Here is an 18366-nt window from a genome sequence, read left to right on the forward strand (position 1 = left end):
CTTCGGGCCTGCTCTAGGGACTGATGACGATCATGGCTAACGAGGACAAGCTCCGCGACTACCTCAAGCTGGTCACTACCGACCTGCGGCAGGCCCGCCGACGCCTCCAGGAGGTCGAGGCCCGCCAGCAGGAGCCCATCGCCATCGTCTCGATGAGCTGCCGCTTCCCCGGCAACGTCCACACTCCGGAGGACTTCTGGAAACTGCTCGTGGCGGGCGTCGACACCGCCTCCGAGCTGCCCGCGAACCGCGGGTGGGACCTGGAGGGCCTCTACCACCCCGATCCCGAGCACCAGGGCACGAGCTACACCCGCTCCGGCTCGTTCCTGTACGACGCGGCCGACTTCGATCCCGCATTCTTCGGGATCTCGCCGCGCGAGGCGACGATGATGGACCCGCAGCAGCGGCTGCTCCTGGAGACCTCCTGGGAGGCGCTGGAGTGGGCCGGTATCGACCCGGGCACCCTGCGCGGCGAGCAGGCGGGCGTCTTCGTCGGCAGCAGCGACCAGGGCTACGGCGCCGCGGCCGCCCGTGCCCGGGACCGGGTCGAGGGCCACATGCTGACCGGCGGCTCCGGGGCGGTACTCTCCGGCCGCATCGCCTACACCCTCGGCTTCGAGGGCCCCGCCGTCACCGTCGACACCATGTGCTCCTCGTCGCTGGTCGCGCTCCACCTCGCCGTCCAGGCCCTGCGCCAGGACGAGTGCCGCCTCGCGCTCGCCGCCGGCGCCACCGTCATGGCCACCCCCCGCAATTTCGTGGAGTTCAGCAGGCAGCGGGGGCTTGCGCCGGACGGTCGGTGCAAGCCGTTCGCTGCGGGTGCGGACGGCACGGGCTGGGGCGAGGGCGTCGGCGTGCTGCTGCTGGAGCGGCTGTCGGACGCGCGGCGAAACGGTCACCCGGTGCTCGCCGTCATCCGCGGTTCGGCGACCAACCAGGACGGGGCGAGCAACGGCCTCACCGCACCCAACGGCCCCTCCCAGGAACGCGTCATCCGCGCCGCTCTCGCCAACGCCCGCCTCACCCCGGACCTCGTGGACGTGGTCGAGGCGCACGGTACGGGGACCACGCTGGGCGACCCGATCGAGGCACAGGCACTGCTCGCCACCTACGGACAGGAGCGCGAAGAACCACTGCGGCTGGGGTCATTGAAGGCCAACATCGGTCACCTCCAGGCTAGTTCGGGTGTCGCGGGCATCATCAAGATGGTGCTCGCCATGCGACACGGCGTCCTGCCGAGGCTGCTGCACCTGGACGAGCCGACGCCGCACGTCGACTGGTCCTCCGGCGCGGTCGAACTGCTCACGGAGAACCAGGAGTGGCCCGAGACCGGCCGCCCGCGCCGCGTGGGCGTGTCCTCGTTCGGCGGCAGCGGCACCAACGCCCACGTGATCCTGGAGCAGGCGCCGGAGCCCGAGACGGAGGCGGCGCCGACCACCGAGGACACCGCCGCTGCGGTGTTCACGGCCGGGGGAGTGGTGCCGTGGATCGTGTCGGGCCGCGGTGCGGAGGGACTGGCCGGTCAGGCGGGCCGGTTGACGTCGTTCGTGGAATCGGCCGGTGGGGACGTACGGCCGGTGGATGTGGCCTGGTCGCTCGCCGCGACGCGTGCGGCGTTCGAGAACCGGGCGGTGGTACTGGGCGCCGACCGGAGTGAACTTCTCGACGGCCTCGGTGCGTTGGCCTCCGGTGACACGGCTTCCGAAGCGGTGACCGGGAGCTTCGACGTCGTCCCCGACGGTCCTGTCTTTGTGTTTCCGGGTCAGGGGGCGCAGTGGGTGGGGATGGGGCGGGAGTTGTGGGATGTCTCGCCGGTGTTCGCTGCGTCGATGGAGGCGTGTGAGGCGGCTCTTGCTCCGTATGTGGGGTGGTCGCTGAGCGATGTGGTGCGCGGCGGGGCTGAGCTGACGGATGTTGGTGTGGTGCAGCCGGTGTCGTGGGCGGTGATGGTGTCGTTGGCGGCGGTGTGGCGTGCGTGTGGTGTTGAGCCGTCGGTGGTGGTGGGGCATTCGCAGGGTGAGATTGCTGCTGCGGTGGTGGCGGGTGGTCTGTCGTTGGAGGATGGGGCGCGGGTGGTGGCGCTGCGTTCGAGGGCGATCCGGGCGATCGCGGGCCGGGGTGGCATGGTGTCCGTCGCACTCCCTCTCGCGGACGTGGAGGAGTTGCTGGCCGGTTGGGCTGGCCGGATCGACATCGCGGCAGTCAATGGTCCCGGTTCGGTCGTGGTGGCTGGTGATGCGGATGCTCTGGATGCGCTGATGGCGCACTGCGAGACGGGGGAGATCCGGGCACGTCGTATTCCGGTGGATTACGCCTCGCACACCTGGCATGTGGAGGACATCGAGGCCGAGCTCGCGGAGGTTCTTGCTGCGGTCTCGCCGCGCTCCGGTAGGGTGCCGTTCTTCTCCACCACCGAGGCGGAATTCATCGACACGGCCGAGCTGGACGGTGGTTACTGGTATCGCAACCTGCGTCAGCGGGTGCGTTTCGCGGACGCGGTGCAGGGCCTGGTCGAGCAGGGTTACAGCGCCTTCGTGGAGGTCAGTTCGCATCCGGTGCTGGGTATGGCGGTGCAGGAGGCCGCTCCGGACGCGGTGGTCGTGGGCACTCTGCGCCGCAACGAAGGCGGCGCCACCCGCCTCCTGACGTCGCTGGCCGAGGCGTGGGTGCGGGGGATCCCCGTGGACTGGACGGCCGTACTGGCCGGGCAGGACGGCCACACCGTCTCCCTGCCCACGTACGCCTTCCAGCACCGCCCGTACTGGTTCGAGACGGCGTCGGCGCAGCTTGACACGGCCGCCGGTGTCGTTGAGGATCCGGTGGACGCCGAGTTCTGGGCCGCCGTAGAGGAGCAGGACCTTGAGGCGCTGACCGGTGCACTCGACGTCGCCGAGGACACGGGGCAGCAGGCCCTGGCCCAGGCGCTGCCCGTGCTGTCGGCCTGGCGCCGGGGCCGCCGTGCCGCCGCCACCATCGACTCCTGGCGGTATCGCGTCGCCTGGCGGCCGACGGCCGATTCCTCCGCTGTCGCACTCGGCGGCACCTGGCTGGTCGTCGTCCCCGCGAGTCACACGGGGACGGAACTCGTCGAGGCCTGCCTGGACGGACTCGCCACACACGGCGCGCAGACCCTGCCCCTGTACGTCGACCCCTCCGACACCGACCGGGAGCGACTGGCCGCGCTGCTGACGGAGACGGCCCAGCACAGCGGCGTCGACGTCGGTCAGTTCAGCGGTGTGCTCTCCTTCCTCGCGCTCGCCGAGCATCCGCACCCTGAACAGCCGGGACTCGCGGCCGGTCTCGTCGCCGGTCTCGCGCTGATCCAGGCGTGCGGCGACACCGGCGTACGGGCCCCCCTGTGGCTGGCCACCAGCGGAGCCGTCACCACCGGTGACAGCGACCCGCTGCGCAACCCTGTGCAGAACGGCACCTGGGGCATGGGCCGCGTCGCCGCGCTCGAACACCCCGAGTTCTGGGGCGGCCTCGTCGACCTTCCCGAAGTGCCCGACGAGCGCACCGCCGCCAGGCTGTGCGGGATCCTCGCCGACGCCCGCGCCGAGGACCAGCTCGCCATCCGCAGGACCGGAACCCTGATCCGGCGCCTTGTCCGCACTCCCGCCGGAACCGCGGACGACGGCGACCGCACCTGGACGTCCCGCGGCACCGCGCTGATCACCGGAGGCACCGGCGGCCTCGGCGGTCACACCGCCCGCTGGCTCGCCCGCAACGGAACCGAGCACCTGGTCCTGGTCAGCCGCCGTGGCCCGGACGCACCCGGTGCGGCCGAACTGGAAGCCGAGCTGCGCGAACTGGGGGCCCGCGTCACCATCGCCGCCTGCGACATAGCCGACGCGGCCGCACTGGCCGCGCTCGTCGAGCGCGTCGAGACCGACGGGCCGCCGATTCGTACCGTCGTCCACACCGCGGGCGTAGGCATCCTCATCCCGCTGGCCACCACGACGCTCCAGGAGTTCGCCGACGGCGCCGAGGCCAAGCTCTCCGGCGTCGCCAACCTCGACGCGCTCTTCTGCGACGACCGGCTCGACGCGTTCATCGTCTTCTCCTCCGTCGCCGGCGTCTGGGGCAGCGGCGACCACGGCGCCTACGCGGCGGCCAACGCCTACGCCGACGCGGTCGCCGAGCACCGGCGGGCCCGCGGCCTGGCCGGCACCTCGATCGCCTGGGGCATCTGGAGCGACGAGGGCGGCGGCATGGCCCTCGAAGTGGTCCAGGAGCAACTGCGCTGGCGTGGCATCCCTTTCATGGAGCCGGCCCTCGCGGTCAGGGCCATGCAGCAGGTCCTCGACCGCGACGAGTGCTTCATCGCCGTCGCCGACATCGACTGGGACCGTTTCGTCCCGGTCTTCACCGCGGCCCGCCCGCGCCCCCTGCTCACCGAAGTGCCCGAGGTCGCAGAACTGCTGCGCGCCGAGGAGGACCGCGACCGCCAGGACACGCCGGACACGGAGACCTCCGGTCTCGTCTCCCGGCTGCGCGGCATGAGCGCCGACGAACAGGACCAGGCCGTACTGGACCTGGTACGGATCCAGGTCGCCGGAGTGCTCGGGCACAGCAGCCCGAACAGCGTCGAAGTCGGCCGCGCCTTCCGCGAGTTGGGCTTCGATTCGCTGACCTCCGTGGAGTTGCGCAACCGGCTGAACGCCGCCACCGGGCTTCGCCTGCCCGTGACCGTGATCTTCGACCGGCCCACGGTCACCGCCCTGGCCCGCCACGTCCGCGAAGAACTGGTCGGCGAGTCCGTCGCCCTGCCCGTGCCGGTCGCGTCCGTGGTCCCGGCCCGCGGGCCCGCCGCGGACGACGACCCGATCGTCATCGTCTCGATGAGCTGCCGCTACCCCGGCGGCGCCAACAGCCCGGAAAAGCTCTGGCAGATCCTCGCGGAGGGCCGTGACGTCATCGACGTCTTCCCCGATGACCGCGCCTGGGACCTCGACGCCCTCTACGACCCCGACCCGGACCGCGAGGGCACCTGCTACGCCCGCGAAGGCGGTTTCGTCTACGACGCCGGCGACTTCGACCCCGGCTTCTTCGGCATCTCCCCGCGCGAGGCCGTCGCCATGGACCCGCAGCAGCGGCTGCTGCTGGAGACCTCCTGGGAGGTGCTGGAACGGGCCGAGCTCGTCCCCGACGCGCTGCGCGGCACCCCCGTCGGCGTGTTCATCGGCGCCGCCAACCAGGGCTTCGGCGGCTTGGACAACCTCCCCGAAGGCGTCGAGGGCCACATCGTCACCGGCAGCGCCACCAGCGTCCTGTCCGGCCGTATCGCCTACACCCTGGGCCTCGAAGGCAGCGCGGTGACCATCGACACGGCCTGCTCCTCGTCACTGGTCGCCCTGCACATGGCCGTCCAGGCGCTGCGCTCCGGCGAGTGCTCGATGGCCCTCGCGGGCGGTGTCGCGGTGATGGTGGAGCCCATCGGGTTCGTCGGCTTCGCCCGCACCCGGGGCGTCGCCAAGGACGGCCGCTCCAAGGCGTTCGCCAAGGCCGCCGACGGCATGGGCCTCGCCGAGGGCGCGGGCATGCTGCTCCTGGAGCGGCTCTCCGACGCCCGCCGCAACGGCCATCCGGTACTGGCCGTGATCCGCTCCACCGCCCTGAACCAAGATGGTGCGAGCAACGGACTCAGCGCCCCCAGCGGTCCCGCGCAGCAGCAGGTCATCCGGGCGGCGCTCGCCAAGGCCGGGCTTTCCGCCGCGGACGTGGACGCGGTGGAGGCGCACGGTACGGGAACGACGCTGGGTGACCCGATCGAGGCGCAGGCGCTGCTGGCGACTTACGGTCAGGGCCGGGATCCTGAACGGCCTCTGTGGCTGGGCTCGTTGAAGTCCAACATCGGTCACATGCAGGCCGCCTCCGGTGTCGCCAGTGTGATGAAGATGGTGCTGGCGTTGCAGCACGGTGTTCTTCCGCAGACGCTGCATGTTGATGAGCCGACTCCGCATGTCGACTGGTCGGCGGGTGCGGTGTCGCTGCTGACGGAGGCGGTGGACTGGCCGGAGACGGATGGTCGCCCGCGCCGGGCCGGTGTCTCCTCGTTCGGTGTGAGCGGCACCAACGCGCATGTGGTGCTGGAGGAGGCACCGGGCGTTCCGGGGCCCGTGTCCGATGGTGAGGGCACAGCTGGTGAGGACACAGCGCCGGTGTTCGTGGCTGGTGGTGTGGTGCCGTGGGTGGTGTCCGGTCGTGGCGGCGATGCACTTGCGGGTCAGGCCGGGAGCCTGGCGTCGTTCGTGGAGTCGGCCGGTGAGGATGTGCGGCCGGTGGATGTGGCGTGGTCGTTGGCTGCGACGCGTTCGGCGTTCGAGAACCGGGCTGTGGTGTTGGGGGCCGAGCGGAGTGAACTCGCCGTTGGCCTCAGTGCGTTGGCCTCGGGCGAGGTGACCGGCGCCGGCGTGGTGCGGGGTGCGGTCGCCGGCGGTGCTGACCGGGTGGTGTTCGTGTTTCCGGGTCAGGGGGCGCAGTGGGTGGGGATGGGGCGGGAGTTGTGGGATGTCTCGCCGGTGTTTGCTGCGTCGATGGAGGCGTGTGAGGCGGCTCTTGCTCCGTATGTGGGGTGGTCGCTGAGCGATGTGGTGCGCGGCGGGATCGAGCTGGCCGGTGTGGATGTGGTGCAGCCGGTGTCGTGGGCGGTGATGGTGTCGTTGGCGGCGGTGTGGCGTGCGTGTGGTGTTGAGCCGTCGGTGGTGGTGGGGCATTCGCAGGGTGAGATTGCTGCTGCGGTGGTGGCGGGTGGTCTGTCGTTGGAGGACGGGGCGCGGGTGGTGGCGCTGCGGTCGAGGGCGATCCGGGCGATCGCGGGCCGGGGCGGTATGGTCTCCGTCGCACTCCCCCTCGCGGACGTGGAGGAGTTGCTGGCCGGTTGGACGGGCCGGATCGACATCGCGGCGGTCAACGGTCCCGGTAGTGTCGTGGTGGCCGGGGATGCGGACGCTCTGGATGAGCTGATGGCGCACTGCGAGGCCGGCGAGGTCCGGGCCCGTCGTATTCCGGTGGACTACGCCTCGCACACCTGGCATGTGGAGGCTATCGAGGCCGAACTCGCGAAGGTCCTCGCCCCGGTCACCCCGCGTTCGGGTCGGGTGCCGTTCTTCTCCACCACCGAGGCTGCACTGGTGGACACGGCGGGGCTGGACGGCGGTTACTGGTATCGCAACCTGCGTCGGCGGGTGCGTTTCGCTGACGCCGTCGAGGGGCTGGCCGGGCAGGGTTACAGCGCCTTCGTGGAGGTCAGTTCGCATCCGGTGCTGGGTATGGCGGTGCAGGAGGCCGCGCCGGACGCGGTGGTCGTGGGCAGTCTGCGCCGTAACGAAGGCGGCGCCACCCGCCTCCTGACCTCGCTGGCCGAGGCATGGGTGCGCGGTATCCCGGTCGACTGGACCGCCGTCCTGGCCGGGCAGGACGCCCGCACCGTCTCCCTGCCCACCTACGCTTTCCAGCACCGTCGTTACTGGTTGGAGAAGACGGCTCCCGCTCCTGTCCCGGCCTCGCCTCAGGCTGCCGTGGACGCCCGCTTCTGGGAGGCGGTCGAGCGTGAGGATCTGGAGGCCCTGGCCGACACGCTGCGACTGTCCAGCGGAGAGCCCCTGGCGGAACTCCTTCCCGCGCTGTCGAGTTGGCGCAAGGAAGAGGTGGTCCGTTCGGCGGTGGACCGTTGGCGGTACAAGGTGGTGTGGAAACCGGTCGGCCGGGACGCACAGGCCACGGCCCTCACCGGTACTTGGCTGCTGGCCGTCCCACACGAGCACACCGCCACCGACCTCGTCACCTCACTCACCAGCGGTCTGGCCGCCCACGGCGCTCAGGTGACCACCATCGAGGTGGCCGCCGGTGTCGACCGGGACCGGCTCAGGGAGCTGCTCGCCACCGCCGTGAGCGGTAATGACGGAGCCCGGTCGCCGGCTGGTGTCCTATCCCTGCTGGCGCTGGACGAGTCGCCGTACGCTCCCGGCAGCCCGCTCGACAACGGGCTCGCCCTCAACACCGCCCTGGTGCAGGCTCTCGGGGACGCAGGTCTCGCCGCGCCGCTGTGGATCGCCACCCGGGGCGCCGTGTCCACCGGCCGTGCCGACCGGTTGGCCGCACCGGTCCAGGCGCAGGCCTGGGGGCTTGGCCGGATCGCCGCGCTGGAGTACCCGCAGCGCTTCGGCGGACTGGTCGACCTGCCGCAGGAGCTGGACGACCGTGCCGTCGCCCGGCTGGTGGCCGCCCTGTCGGGAGCCGTCGACGAGGACCAGGTGGCCGTACGAGGTTCCGGGCTGTTCGCCCGGCGGCTGGTACGGGCCGCGCTGCCCGAACCGGCGACCGCCGACTGGAGGCCGAGCGGCACGGTTCTGGTCACGGGGGGCACCGGGGGAGTGGGCGCCCAGGTCGCCCGCTGGCTGGCCCGCAACGGCGCCGCCCATCTGCTGCTGGCCGGACGCCGTGGCGCTGAGGCACCCGGTGCGGCCGAGCTGGAGGCGGAGCTGACCGGGCTGGGTGCCCGCGTCACGCTGGCCGCCTGCGATGTCGCCGACCGCGACCAGCTTGCCGCGCTGTTGGCCACCGTGCCGGAGGACCAGCCGCTGACCGCGGTCGTGCATGCGGCCGGGGTGCTGGACGACGGCGTGCTGGACGCCCTCACCCCCGAGCGCGCCGAGACCGTACTGCGGCCCAAGGTGGCCGCCGCGCGGCACCTGCACGAACTGACCCGGGACCTGGGACTGTCCGCGTTCGTACTGTTCTCCTCGCTCGCCGGCACGCTCGGCGGCCCGGGCCAGGGCAGCTACGCCGCCGCCAACGCCTTCCTCGACGCGCTCGCCCGGCAGCGCCACGCCGACGGGCTGCCTGCCACATCGGTCGCCTGGGGTGCGTGGGGCGGTGGTGGCCTCGCCTCCGGAGAGACGGGCGAGCGGCTGGCCCGTTCCGGTATGCCGGCCATGGACCCGGAGTCGGCCCTGACGGGGTTTCAGCAGGCCGTGTCCGGCGAGGAACCCGTGCTGGCCGTGGCCGACGTGCGGTGGGAGACGTATGCGTTCGCCCACTCCGACGGGGCCGCCCGCGTGCTCGCCGACCTGCCGGAGGTACGGGCGGCCCTGGCGGCGCGTACCGCGCCCGCGACGGACGGCGGCGGCGATGGCAACGGCAGCGGCAATGCGCTCACTGCGCGGCTCGCGGTCCTGCCGTACGACGAGCAGCGGCGTGAACTCCTGGCGCTGGTACGGAGGTTGGCCGCCGGGGCGCTGGGGTACTCGGATGCCGAGGAGATCGACGAGGAGCGGGCGTTCCGCGACCTCGGTTTCGATTCGCTCACCGCGGTGGCCCTGCGCAACACCATCGCCGAGACCACCGGGCTGCGGCTGCCGGTGACATTGGTCTTCGACCACCCCACCGCCACCGCCCTCGCGGGCAAGCTGCACGAGGACCTGTTCGGTACGGCCGTCGCGTCGGCGCCGGTGCTCTCGTCCCGGCCGGTCGCGGTGGACGACGATCCGGTCGTGATCGTGTCGATGGGCTGCCGCTACCCGGGCGGGGTGAGCAGTCCCGAGGAGCTGTGGCGCCTGCTCGCGCAGGGCGGCGACGCGGTGTCGGTCTTCCCGGAGGACCGCGGCTGGGACCTCAAGGGCACCTACGACCCCGACCCTGACCGTCCGGGCACCTTCTACGCCCGCGGCGGCGGATTCCTCTACGACGCGCACCACTTCGACCCGGAGTTCTTCGGCATGAGCCCGCGCGAGGCGCTGGCCGTCGACCCGCAGCAGCGCCTGCTGCTGGAGACGTCGTGGGAGGCGATCGAGCGGGCCGGTATCGACCCGGCCACGCTGCGGGGCAGCCGCACCGGGGTGTTCGTCGGCTCCAACTACCACGACTACGGCTCCCGGGTGCAGCACGCCCCGAAGGGCTTCGAGGGCTATCTGGCCACCGGCAGTGCCGGCAGCGTGGCCTCCGGACGGATCTCGTACACCTTCGGTCTGGAAGGCCCGGCCGTCACCGTCGACACCGCGTGCTCCTCGTCCCTGGTGGCGCTGCACATGGCCGCCCAGGCGCTGCGCACCGGTGAGTGCACCATGGCGCTGGCGGGCGGGGTCACGTTGATCTCCTCGCTGGACACCTTCATCGAGTTCAGCAGGCAGCGGGCGCTGTCCGCGGACGGTCGCTGCAAGGCCTTCTCCGACGAGGCCGACGGCGCAGGCTGGGCCGAAGGCGTGGGCGTCGTGCTCCTGGAGCGGCTGTCGGACGCGCGCCGCAACGGCCACCCCGTCCTCGCGGTGCTCGCCGGTTCCGCGGTCAACCAGGACGGCGCCAGCAACGGCCTCACCGCGCCGAGCGGTCCCGCGCAGCAGCGGGTCATCCGGCAGGCGCTGGCCGCCGCCGGGCTCTCCCCGGCCGATGTGGACGCCGTCGAGGCACACGGCACCGGCACCAAGCTGGGCGACCCCATCGAGGCACAGGCGCTGATGGCGACGTACGGGCAGGACCGGCCCGAGGGCCGGCCGCTGCTGCTCGGGGCCCTGAAGTCCAACATCGGGCACACCCAGGCCGCCGCCGGTGTCGGCGGTGTGATCAAGATGGTGCTGGCGATGCGCCATGGGATGCTGCCGCGCACCCTGCACGCCGAACGGGCGTCCACGCAGATCGACTGGGCCGAGGGCGCGGTGTCGCTGCTCACGGAGGCCGTCGAGTGGCCGGACAGTGACCGTCCGCGCCGGGCCGGGGTGTCGGCGTTCGGCATCAGCGGCACCAATGCCCACGTGATCCTGGAACAGCCGCCCGCGGAAGCACCGGAGCCGGCCTCGACCGCACCCGAGCCTTCCACCGAAGCACCCGAGCCGTGCGCGACGACACCACATCTGCCGTCCGCGACGACACCGCACACGCCGTCCGCGACGACGTCCCACACGGTGTCCGCCGAGAACGCCACGTCGCCGGAGGGGGCGCCCGTCCCTGTCACCTCCGGCGACGTGGTCCCCTGGGTGCTCTCCGGCCGTGGTGCCGACGCCCTGCGCGCCCAGGCCGTCCGCCTGCTGGCCCATCTGGAGGACCCGGAGCGCCGGGACGGTGCCGCGCCCCTCGACATCGCACACTCGCTCGCCCTCGGACGGGCCTCGTTCGACCACCGGGCGGCTGTCGTCGGCCAGGATCGGGATGAACTCGTCGCCGGAGTAAGGGCGTTGGCCGAGAGCCGGGAGGCTCCCGGACTGGTGCGCGGGGTGCGGCGCCGGAGTGGACGCACCGCGTTCCTCTTCAGCGGTCAGGGCAGCCAGCGGCCGGGCATGGGACGCGACCTGTACGCCGCGTACCCGGTGTTCGCCGATGCCCTCGACGCCGTCTGCGCCGAACTGGACCGTGAACTCGAACGGCCGCTGCGCCAGGTGCTGTTCGCCCCGGCCGGCACCCCGGACGCCGAGCTGCTGGACCACACCGCCTACACGCAGGCCGGGCTGTTCGCCGTGGAAGTCGCCCAGTTCCGGCTGCTGGAGCACTGGGGGCTGCGGCCGGACATCGTCGTCGGCCACTCCATCGGCGAGCTGGCCGCCGCCCATGTGGCCGGGGTGCTCGGCCTCGCCGACGCCTGCCGTCTGGTCGCCGCCCGCGGCCGGCTGATGCAGCAACTGCCGGACGGCGGCGCCATGCTCGCCGTACAGGCAGGTGAGGCGGAGGTCGCCGAGGCGCTGCGCACATACGCGGACCGGGTGTCCGTCGCCGCGGTCAACGGCCCGGCGTCCGTGGTCGTCTCCGGTGACGAGGACGCCGTGGAGGAGCTGGCCGAGGCCTGGCGGGAGGCCGGGCTGCGCACCAGGCGGCTGACGGTGTCGCACGCCTTCCACTCACCGCGGATGGAACCGATGCAGGCCCGCTTCGCGGCCGTGGCCCGCCAGATGACGTACGCGGCTCCGACCGTGCCCGTCGTCTGTGACCTCACCGGCGAACTCGCCGACTCCGGACAGCTGGAGGACGCCGACTACTGGGTGCGTCATGTGCGCGGCACCGTCCGCTACGCCGACGCCGTCGCCACCCTGGAGCGGCAGGGCGTGACCACGTACCTGGAACTGGGCCCGGACGGTGTGCTCACCGCCATGACCCGCGACTGCCTCGCCGAACCGCAGGCAGCCGTCGTCACGCCGCTGCTGCGCCGTGACCGGCCCGAGGAGACGGCGGTCACCATCGCCCTCGCCACACTGCACGTCCACGGCGTCGGCCCCGACTGGGCCGGGTACTTCGGCGGCCGTCCGGTGCGCCGGGCCGAGCTGCCGACGTACGCCTTCCAGCGCGCCCGCTACTGGCTCGACGCCGACCCGGGCGTCCCGGACCTCGCCGCGGCCGGGCTCGCGGCAGGGGAGCACCCGCTGCTCGCCGCGGGCACGGCACTCGCGGGCGGCGACGGCTACCTGCTCACCGGACGGCTGTCGCTGAGCAGCCACCCCTGGCTCGCCGACCACGCCGTCTCCGGCACCCCGATCCTGCCCGGCACCGCCTTCTTGGAGCTGGCCCTGCTGGCCGCCGACCGGGTCGGCTGCACCGCCGTCGACGAGCTCACCCTGGAGGCACCGCTCGTCCTGCCCGAGCAGGGCGCCGTCCATCTCCAGGTCACCGTCGGCGAGCCCGGCGAGCAGGGAGTGCGCGGTGTGACCGTGCACTCCCGGCCGGACGACGCCGCGGACGACGAGCCCTGGACCCGCCACGCGGTCGGCCAGCTCACGCCCACCACGACCCCGGCCGAGGACGCCCCGCTCGGCGTGTGGCCGCCACAGGGCGCCGAGGCGGTGGCCGTCGACGGACTGTACGACCGTTTCGCCGCTGGTGGCTTCGCGTACGGGCCCGCGTTCCAGGGCCTGACCGCGGCCTGGAAGCTCGGCGAGGACGTGTACGCGGAGGTCGCACTGCCCGACGGGGCAGCCGCCGACGCCGCCCGCTACGGGCTGCACCCGGCTCTGCTGGACGCCGCCCTGCAGGCCGTCGGACTGACCGCCGCCGCGGCCGGTCCCGCGCTCATGCCGTTCAGCTGGACCGGCGTACGGCTGCACGCTCCCGGAGCCGACGCGCTGCGGGTGCACCTCGCCCCGGCCGGACCCGACACGGTCGCGCTGCGGGTCACCGATCCGGAGGGCGGCCCCGTCGCCACGGTGACCGGGCTGACCCTGCGCCCGCTGCCCGCGGGGCAGCTCGGGGACGCACGCGCCGCCGCCCGCCATCTGCACGAGCTGGAGTGGGTGACCCCGGCCGCCGCCCTGGTGCGGCCCACCGCCGGGGGCTGGGCCGTCCTGGACGGCGAGGGCGATCCCGGCATCGGTGCCGCCCTGACGGCCGCCGGTCTCGCCGCCGTACACCACCCCGGACTGGACGCGCTCGCCCGCGCCGTCGCCGCGGGCGAAACACCGGTGCCGGGCACGGTGCTGGCAGCCGTACCCGGCCTCGGTGACGACGACGCCGGGCAGCCGGGCGGGCCCGACGCGGCCGCCGCGGTGCGCCGGGCGACCGGGCAGGTGCTGCGGCTGCTGCAGGGCTGGCTCGCCGAGGACACGTTCAACGCCACCCGGCTGGTGCTGGTCACCCGGCACGCCGTGAGTGTGCACGACGGCGACCGGGCGCCCGACCCGGTGGCCGCGGCCGTATGGGGCCTGGTGCGCACGGCGCAGTCCGAGAACCCGGAGCGGTTCGTGCTCCTCGACTGGGACGGTGCCCAGGAGTCGTACCGGGCACTGCCCGCCGCGGCCGGTCACGACGAGCCGCAGGTCGCCCTGCGCAAGGGAGAGCTGCGGGTGCCGAGGCTGGTGCGGATGCGGATGCGGCTGACGCAGACCGCGGACGGCGACACCGCAACGCTGCTCGACCCGGACGGCACCGTCCTGGTCACCGGCGCCACCGGCGCGCTCGGCGGCCTGATCGCCCGTCACCTGGCCGGCCGGCACGGTGCCCGGCACCTGCTGCTCGTCGGCCGTCGAGGCCCGGACGCACCCGGCGCCCGGGAACTCCTCGACGACCTGACCACGCTCGGTGCCCGTGCCGAACTCGTCGCCTGCGACACCTCGGACCGGGAGGCGCTGGCCGCGCTGCTCGCCACGGTTCCCGCCGAGCATCCGCTGACCGCCGTCGTGCACACCGCGGGCGTCCTCGACGACGGCGTCATCGGATCGCTGACCCCAGAACGTCTCGACACCGTGCTCGCCGCCAAGGTCGACACCGCGCTGCATCTGCACGAACTCACCCGGGACAGCGAACTGCGCGCCTTCGTGCTGTACTCCTCGCTGGCCGGTCTCTTCGGCGGCTCCGGGCAGGGCAACTACGCGGCGGCCAACGCCTTCCTCGACGCCTTCGCCCGGCAGCGCCGCGCCCATGGCCTGCCCGCCCAGTCGCTGGCGTGGGGCCTGTGGGAGCAGCGGTCCAGGATGACCGGCAAGCTGGATGAGGCCGACCTGCTGCGCATGGCGCGCGGCGGAGTCGTCCCCATGCCGTCCGAGCAGGCACTCGGCCTGTTCGACGCCGCTGTCGCCGCCGACCGGGCGGTGCTCGTCCCGGCCCGCTTCGACACGGCCGGGCTGCGCACACCCGACGGCGAGGTCCCGGCCCTGCTGAGGTCCCTCGTCAAGCCCGCCCCCGGCCGCCGTACCGCCACCGCCGCGGCCGACGGGACCGCGCCCGCCGAGCGGCTTCGCCGCAGGCTCGCGGAGCTGGACGGCGAGGCACGGCTCGGGGTACTGGTGGACGTCGTACGCGACCAGGCGGCGGCCGTCCTCGGATACGCCGACTCCGACGCCGTGGACCCCGAACGGGGCTTCCTGGAGATGGGATTCGACTCGCTGACCGCGGTCGAACTGCGCAACCGGCTGGGCGCCGCCACCGGGCTCAGGCTGCCCGCGACCCTGCTGTTCGACTACCCGACGCCCATCGGGCTGGCCCGCCACCTGCGGGCCGAGACCGCACCCGGCGCCGCGGCGGCCGTCCAGCCGGTGCTGGCCGAACTCGACCGGCTGGAGGGCACGTTGGCGGAGATCGCCGTGGACGAGACCGTCCGCTCCGCACTGGCCGACCGGCTGCGGGGGCTGCTGTCCACGCTGGACGTGGCCGCATCCGGCGCGGGCGGGCAAGACGAGCACGACGCTGCCACGGCGGTGGCGGTCGAGGAACACATCGACGGGGCGAGCGACGACGACCTCTTCGACTTCATCGACAAGCAGTTCGGGTCGGCGTGACAACACGTCGGGGCATCCTTCGCAAGCGCCGGAAGAGAGCGAGACCGTGACAGACCGGGTGTTGAACGTCGGTGTGGTCGGCTGTGCCGCCATCGCCCAGCGCACCACCATTCCGGCGCTCGTCGCCGACCCGTCGGTGCGGTTGGTCGCGGTGGCCAGCCGCAGCCGCGACAAGGCGGAGGCGGTCGCCCGGAAGTTCGGCTGCCAGGCGGTCACCGGATACGCCGCGCTGCTGGCGCGCGACGACATCGACGCCGTGTACGTGCCGCTGCCGCCCGCCCTGCACGCCGAATGGGTGGGCCGGGCGCTGGCGGAGGGCAAGCACGTACTCGCCGAGAAACCGCTCGCGGTAGACCGGACCGAGGCGGCCGAGCTGGTTACCGCGGCCCACGCCGCCGGCCTGCTGCTGATGGAGAACTTCGCGTTCCTGCACCACGGGCAGCACGACGCCGTACGCGCCCTCATCGACGAGGGCGCGATCGGTGAAGTGCGGCACATCACCGCGGAGTTCGGGTTTCCGCCGCTGCCCCCGGGCGACATCCGCCACGACCCGGCGCTGGGCGGGGGCGCCCTGCTCGACGCCGGGGTGTACACCCTGCGCGCCGCCTCCCTTTACCTGGGGCCGCAGGTGGCCGTGCACGGGGCGGTGCTGCGTACCGATCCCGGCACGAAGGTCGATGTGGCCGGGGCAGCACTGGTGGCCGATCCGGCCGGCCGGACCGGGCAGTTGACCTTCGGCTTCGACCGGTCCTACCGCTGTGCGTGCACCATCTGGGGCAGCGAGGGCAGCATCGGCCTCGACCGGGCGTTCACGGCACCGCCGACGATGCGGCCCGTGCTGCGGCTGCAGCGCCAGGACCACCTGGAGGAACGCACGCTGCCCGCCGGGCATCAGTTCGCCTCGCTGGTTTCCCTGTTCGCCCGTACGGCCCTGCACGGCGGCGATCTCAAGGGGCCTGGGGAGGACATCCTGCGGCAGGCGGAGCTGGTGGACGCGGTGCTCGGCGCGGCCGGCGGGCGGGCGCGTCCCGGGGCGTAGGGCTTCGCCCGAGAGCCGCTGGGCTCCCGGGCGCACCGCACCACCTGCGTGCGGCTACTGGTCGACGGTGACCCGGAACCCGGAGGGCACAGCGCGACCCGGAGAAGCCGGCGTCTTCGTCAGCCCGGTGCGGGCCGTCCCCGCTCTCCTTTCCGGCACCGACCCTGACGAGGGAGAACCCCGCCGTCCGGGGCGTCGCCGGCGATGAGGTCGCGCAGTTGGGAGCGGGCGGTGACTCCCGGATCGGGGAAGCTCCGGTACGGGCGGGAGCCGACAGCGCGCGGGGAGAGCCGGTTGAGGCAGGTGAGCGCGGCGTTGCGGTGACCCCCAGGGTGCCGATGGAGGCCGGCTGGTCGACCACGACCAGGACCTTCCCCTTGCGCTTGAGGCGGATGAACAGCTACCGCAGCTGCGGCTCGCCGTTGGGCAGCGGCTTGTCGAAGGTGGTGCGGTCGTCGGCCGGCCGGGCCGTGACGGGTCGCAACCGGTGGCCCGCCGAGCCGCGGGAAGAACGGCAGACACATCAAAGGGCGTGGATGGGGGGTACGTCCGGCGGCCCGCCTTCATGCGAGTACCGCAGGACAACGTACTTCAACAATCAAGTATTGTCGCAGACTCGATGAGTTCAACCTGAGTGTCTGCCAACGGCCAATCCCCCCAACACTTCGGGAAGATTTCACGTGTCCAGTTCCACAGGTCGTCACCGTAAGCCCAAGCCCGCCAACGTGGCGGTACGCCGTGCCCTCGTCGTCGCCGCGAGTGTCCCGGTGGCCACCGCCATGCTCCTCGGTCAGGGCTCCGCCTTCGCCGCCGGGCAGCCGACGGCCGCAACGGCCCCCGACCACACCACCGACTCCGCGGACGAGCAGATCGCCAAGAACCTGGACACCCGCGTCCAGAACGCAGCCTTCGCCAACTCGACGTTCAGCGGCCTCGTCATCGACGAGCCGAGCGGCAAGGCGGTGTGGAACCACGACGCCGCCAGCGCGTTGATGCCGGCTTCCAACGCCAAGCTGGCCACCGCCACCGCCGCACTGACCGTCCTCGGCCCGAACCACCGCTTCAGCACCAGGGCCCTCTACAGCGATGGCGTGGTCACCCTCGTGGGCGGCGGCGACCGGCTGCTGAGCACTGCCGACCTGACCTCCATGGCCGCCGATGTGGTCTCCAGGCTGCAGTACGCCGGGGTGAAGTCGGTCCAGGTACAGGTGGACGACAGCCTCTTCCCGGAGCCCGCCTTGGCCCAGGGCTGGGACCCGAGCTACTTCACCGATGTCATCCCGCCCGTGCGCGCCCTCTCGGTCGACGAGGACTTCACCCAGGACACCTCGCTCGATGCGGGCCAGGTGTTCGCCAAGCAGCTCACCGCCAAGGGCCTGACCGTCACCGGCAGTATCACTCGCGGCACGGTCCACCCCGGGGAGGCCCTCCCGTTGGCCGTCCACCTGTCCCCGACGGTCGCTGACACCGTCCACCGGATGCTCAAGAAGAGCGACGCCCAGATCGCCGAGTCCCTGCTGCGGATGACCGCGCTGCGCACCGGCCGCCGCGCCACCTTCGAGGCGGGCGCCGAGGTGGTCACCGAGGTGCTGCGGAACTACGGCATCTCGCTGGAGAACTTCCAGCTCTACGACGGCAGCGGTCTCTCCCGCGACGACCGGATCTCCGCCGAGACCGTCACCCAGATCCTGGAGACCGACGCCGACCCCAGATACCGCATGATCCTGCAGCCCGTCATCGACGGCCTGCCGGTCGCGGGCGAGGCGGGCTCCACGCTCGACACCGCGCTGGACCGCTTCGACACACCGGAGTCCAAGTGCGCCGTCGGCAAGGTGATGGCCAAGACCGGCACCCTGACCGGCGCGATAGCGCTGAGCGGGCTCACTCGGGGCTCCGACGGCCAGTGGAGGATCTTCTCCTTCATCGAGAACGGCTCCACCGCCCCGACACCCAGCATCCGCCATGCGGTCGACGGCCTCGCTGCGACCGTCAACGGCTGCTGGGCCTGACCAAGGACGCCCGACGGGCGGGCCTGAACGGCCCGCCCGATGTCCGCCTCCTGTCGGCCTCTCGTGACCCCCGGCCGACGGAGTTGAGTTGAGCAACGGGCCATGCGCCGTGCCCGCATTCCGCGAATCC

At 72.6% G+C, this 18366-nt stretch carries 3 protein-coding genes; all 3 read left to right on the plus strand.

The window, feature by feature from the left end:
* Positions 1 to 32: 32 nt before the first annotated feature.
* The 3 genes from AB5L52_RS44240 to dacB all read left to right on the plus strand — a co-directional run bounded on the left by AB5L52_RS44240 (position 33) and on the right by dacB (position 18236).
* Positions 33 to 15188 (plus strand): type I polyketide synthase, encoded by a 15156-nt coding sequence (locus tag AB5L52_RS44240; RefSeq protein ID WP_369369076.1) that lies wholly within the window; start codon positions 33 to 35, stop codon positions 15186 to 15188.
* A 46-nt stretch (positions 15189 to 15234) separates the two neighbouring features.
* Entirely contained in the window at positions 15235 to 16227 is a 993-nt protein-coding gene (locus AB5L52_RS44245; protein ID WP_369368664.1) for a Gfo/Idh/MocA family protein, read from the plus strand.
* Positions 16228 to 16907: 680 nt separating this feature from the next.
* Positions 16908 to 18236, plus strand: a complete 1329-nt coding sequence (dacB, locus tag AB5L52_RS44250) for a D-alanyl-D-alanine carboxypeptidase/D-alanyl-D-alanine-endopeptidase (protein ID WP_369368666.1) — start codon at positions 16908 to 16910, stop codon at positions 18234 to 18236.
* Positions 18237 to 18366: the final 130 nt, after the last annotated feature.

This window comes from Streptomyces sp. CG4, assembly GCF_041080655.1.
GTDB lineage: Bacteria > Actinomycetota > Actinomycetes > Streptomycetales > Streptomycetaceae > Streptomyces.

What these genes read in the sequence shown, in the direction of transcription:
- AB5L52_RS44240 (WP_369369076.1), top strand. Translation starts at nt 33, where the DNA reads ATGGCTAACGAGGACAAGCTCCGCGACTACCTCAAGCTGGTCACTACC.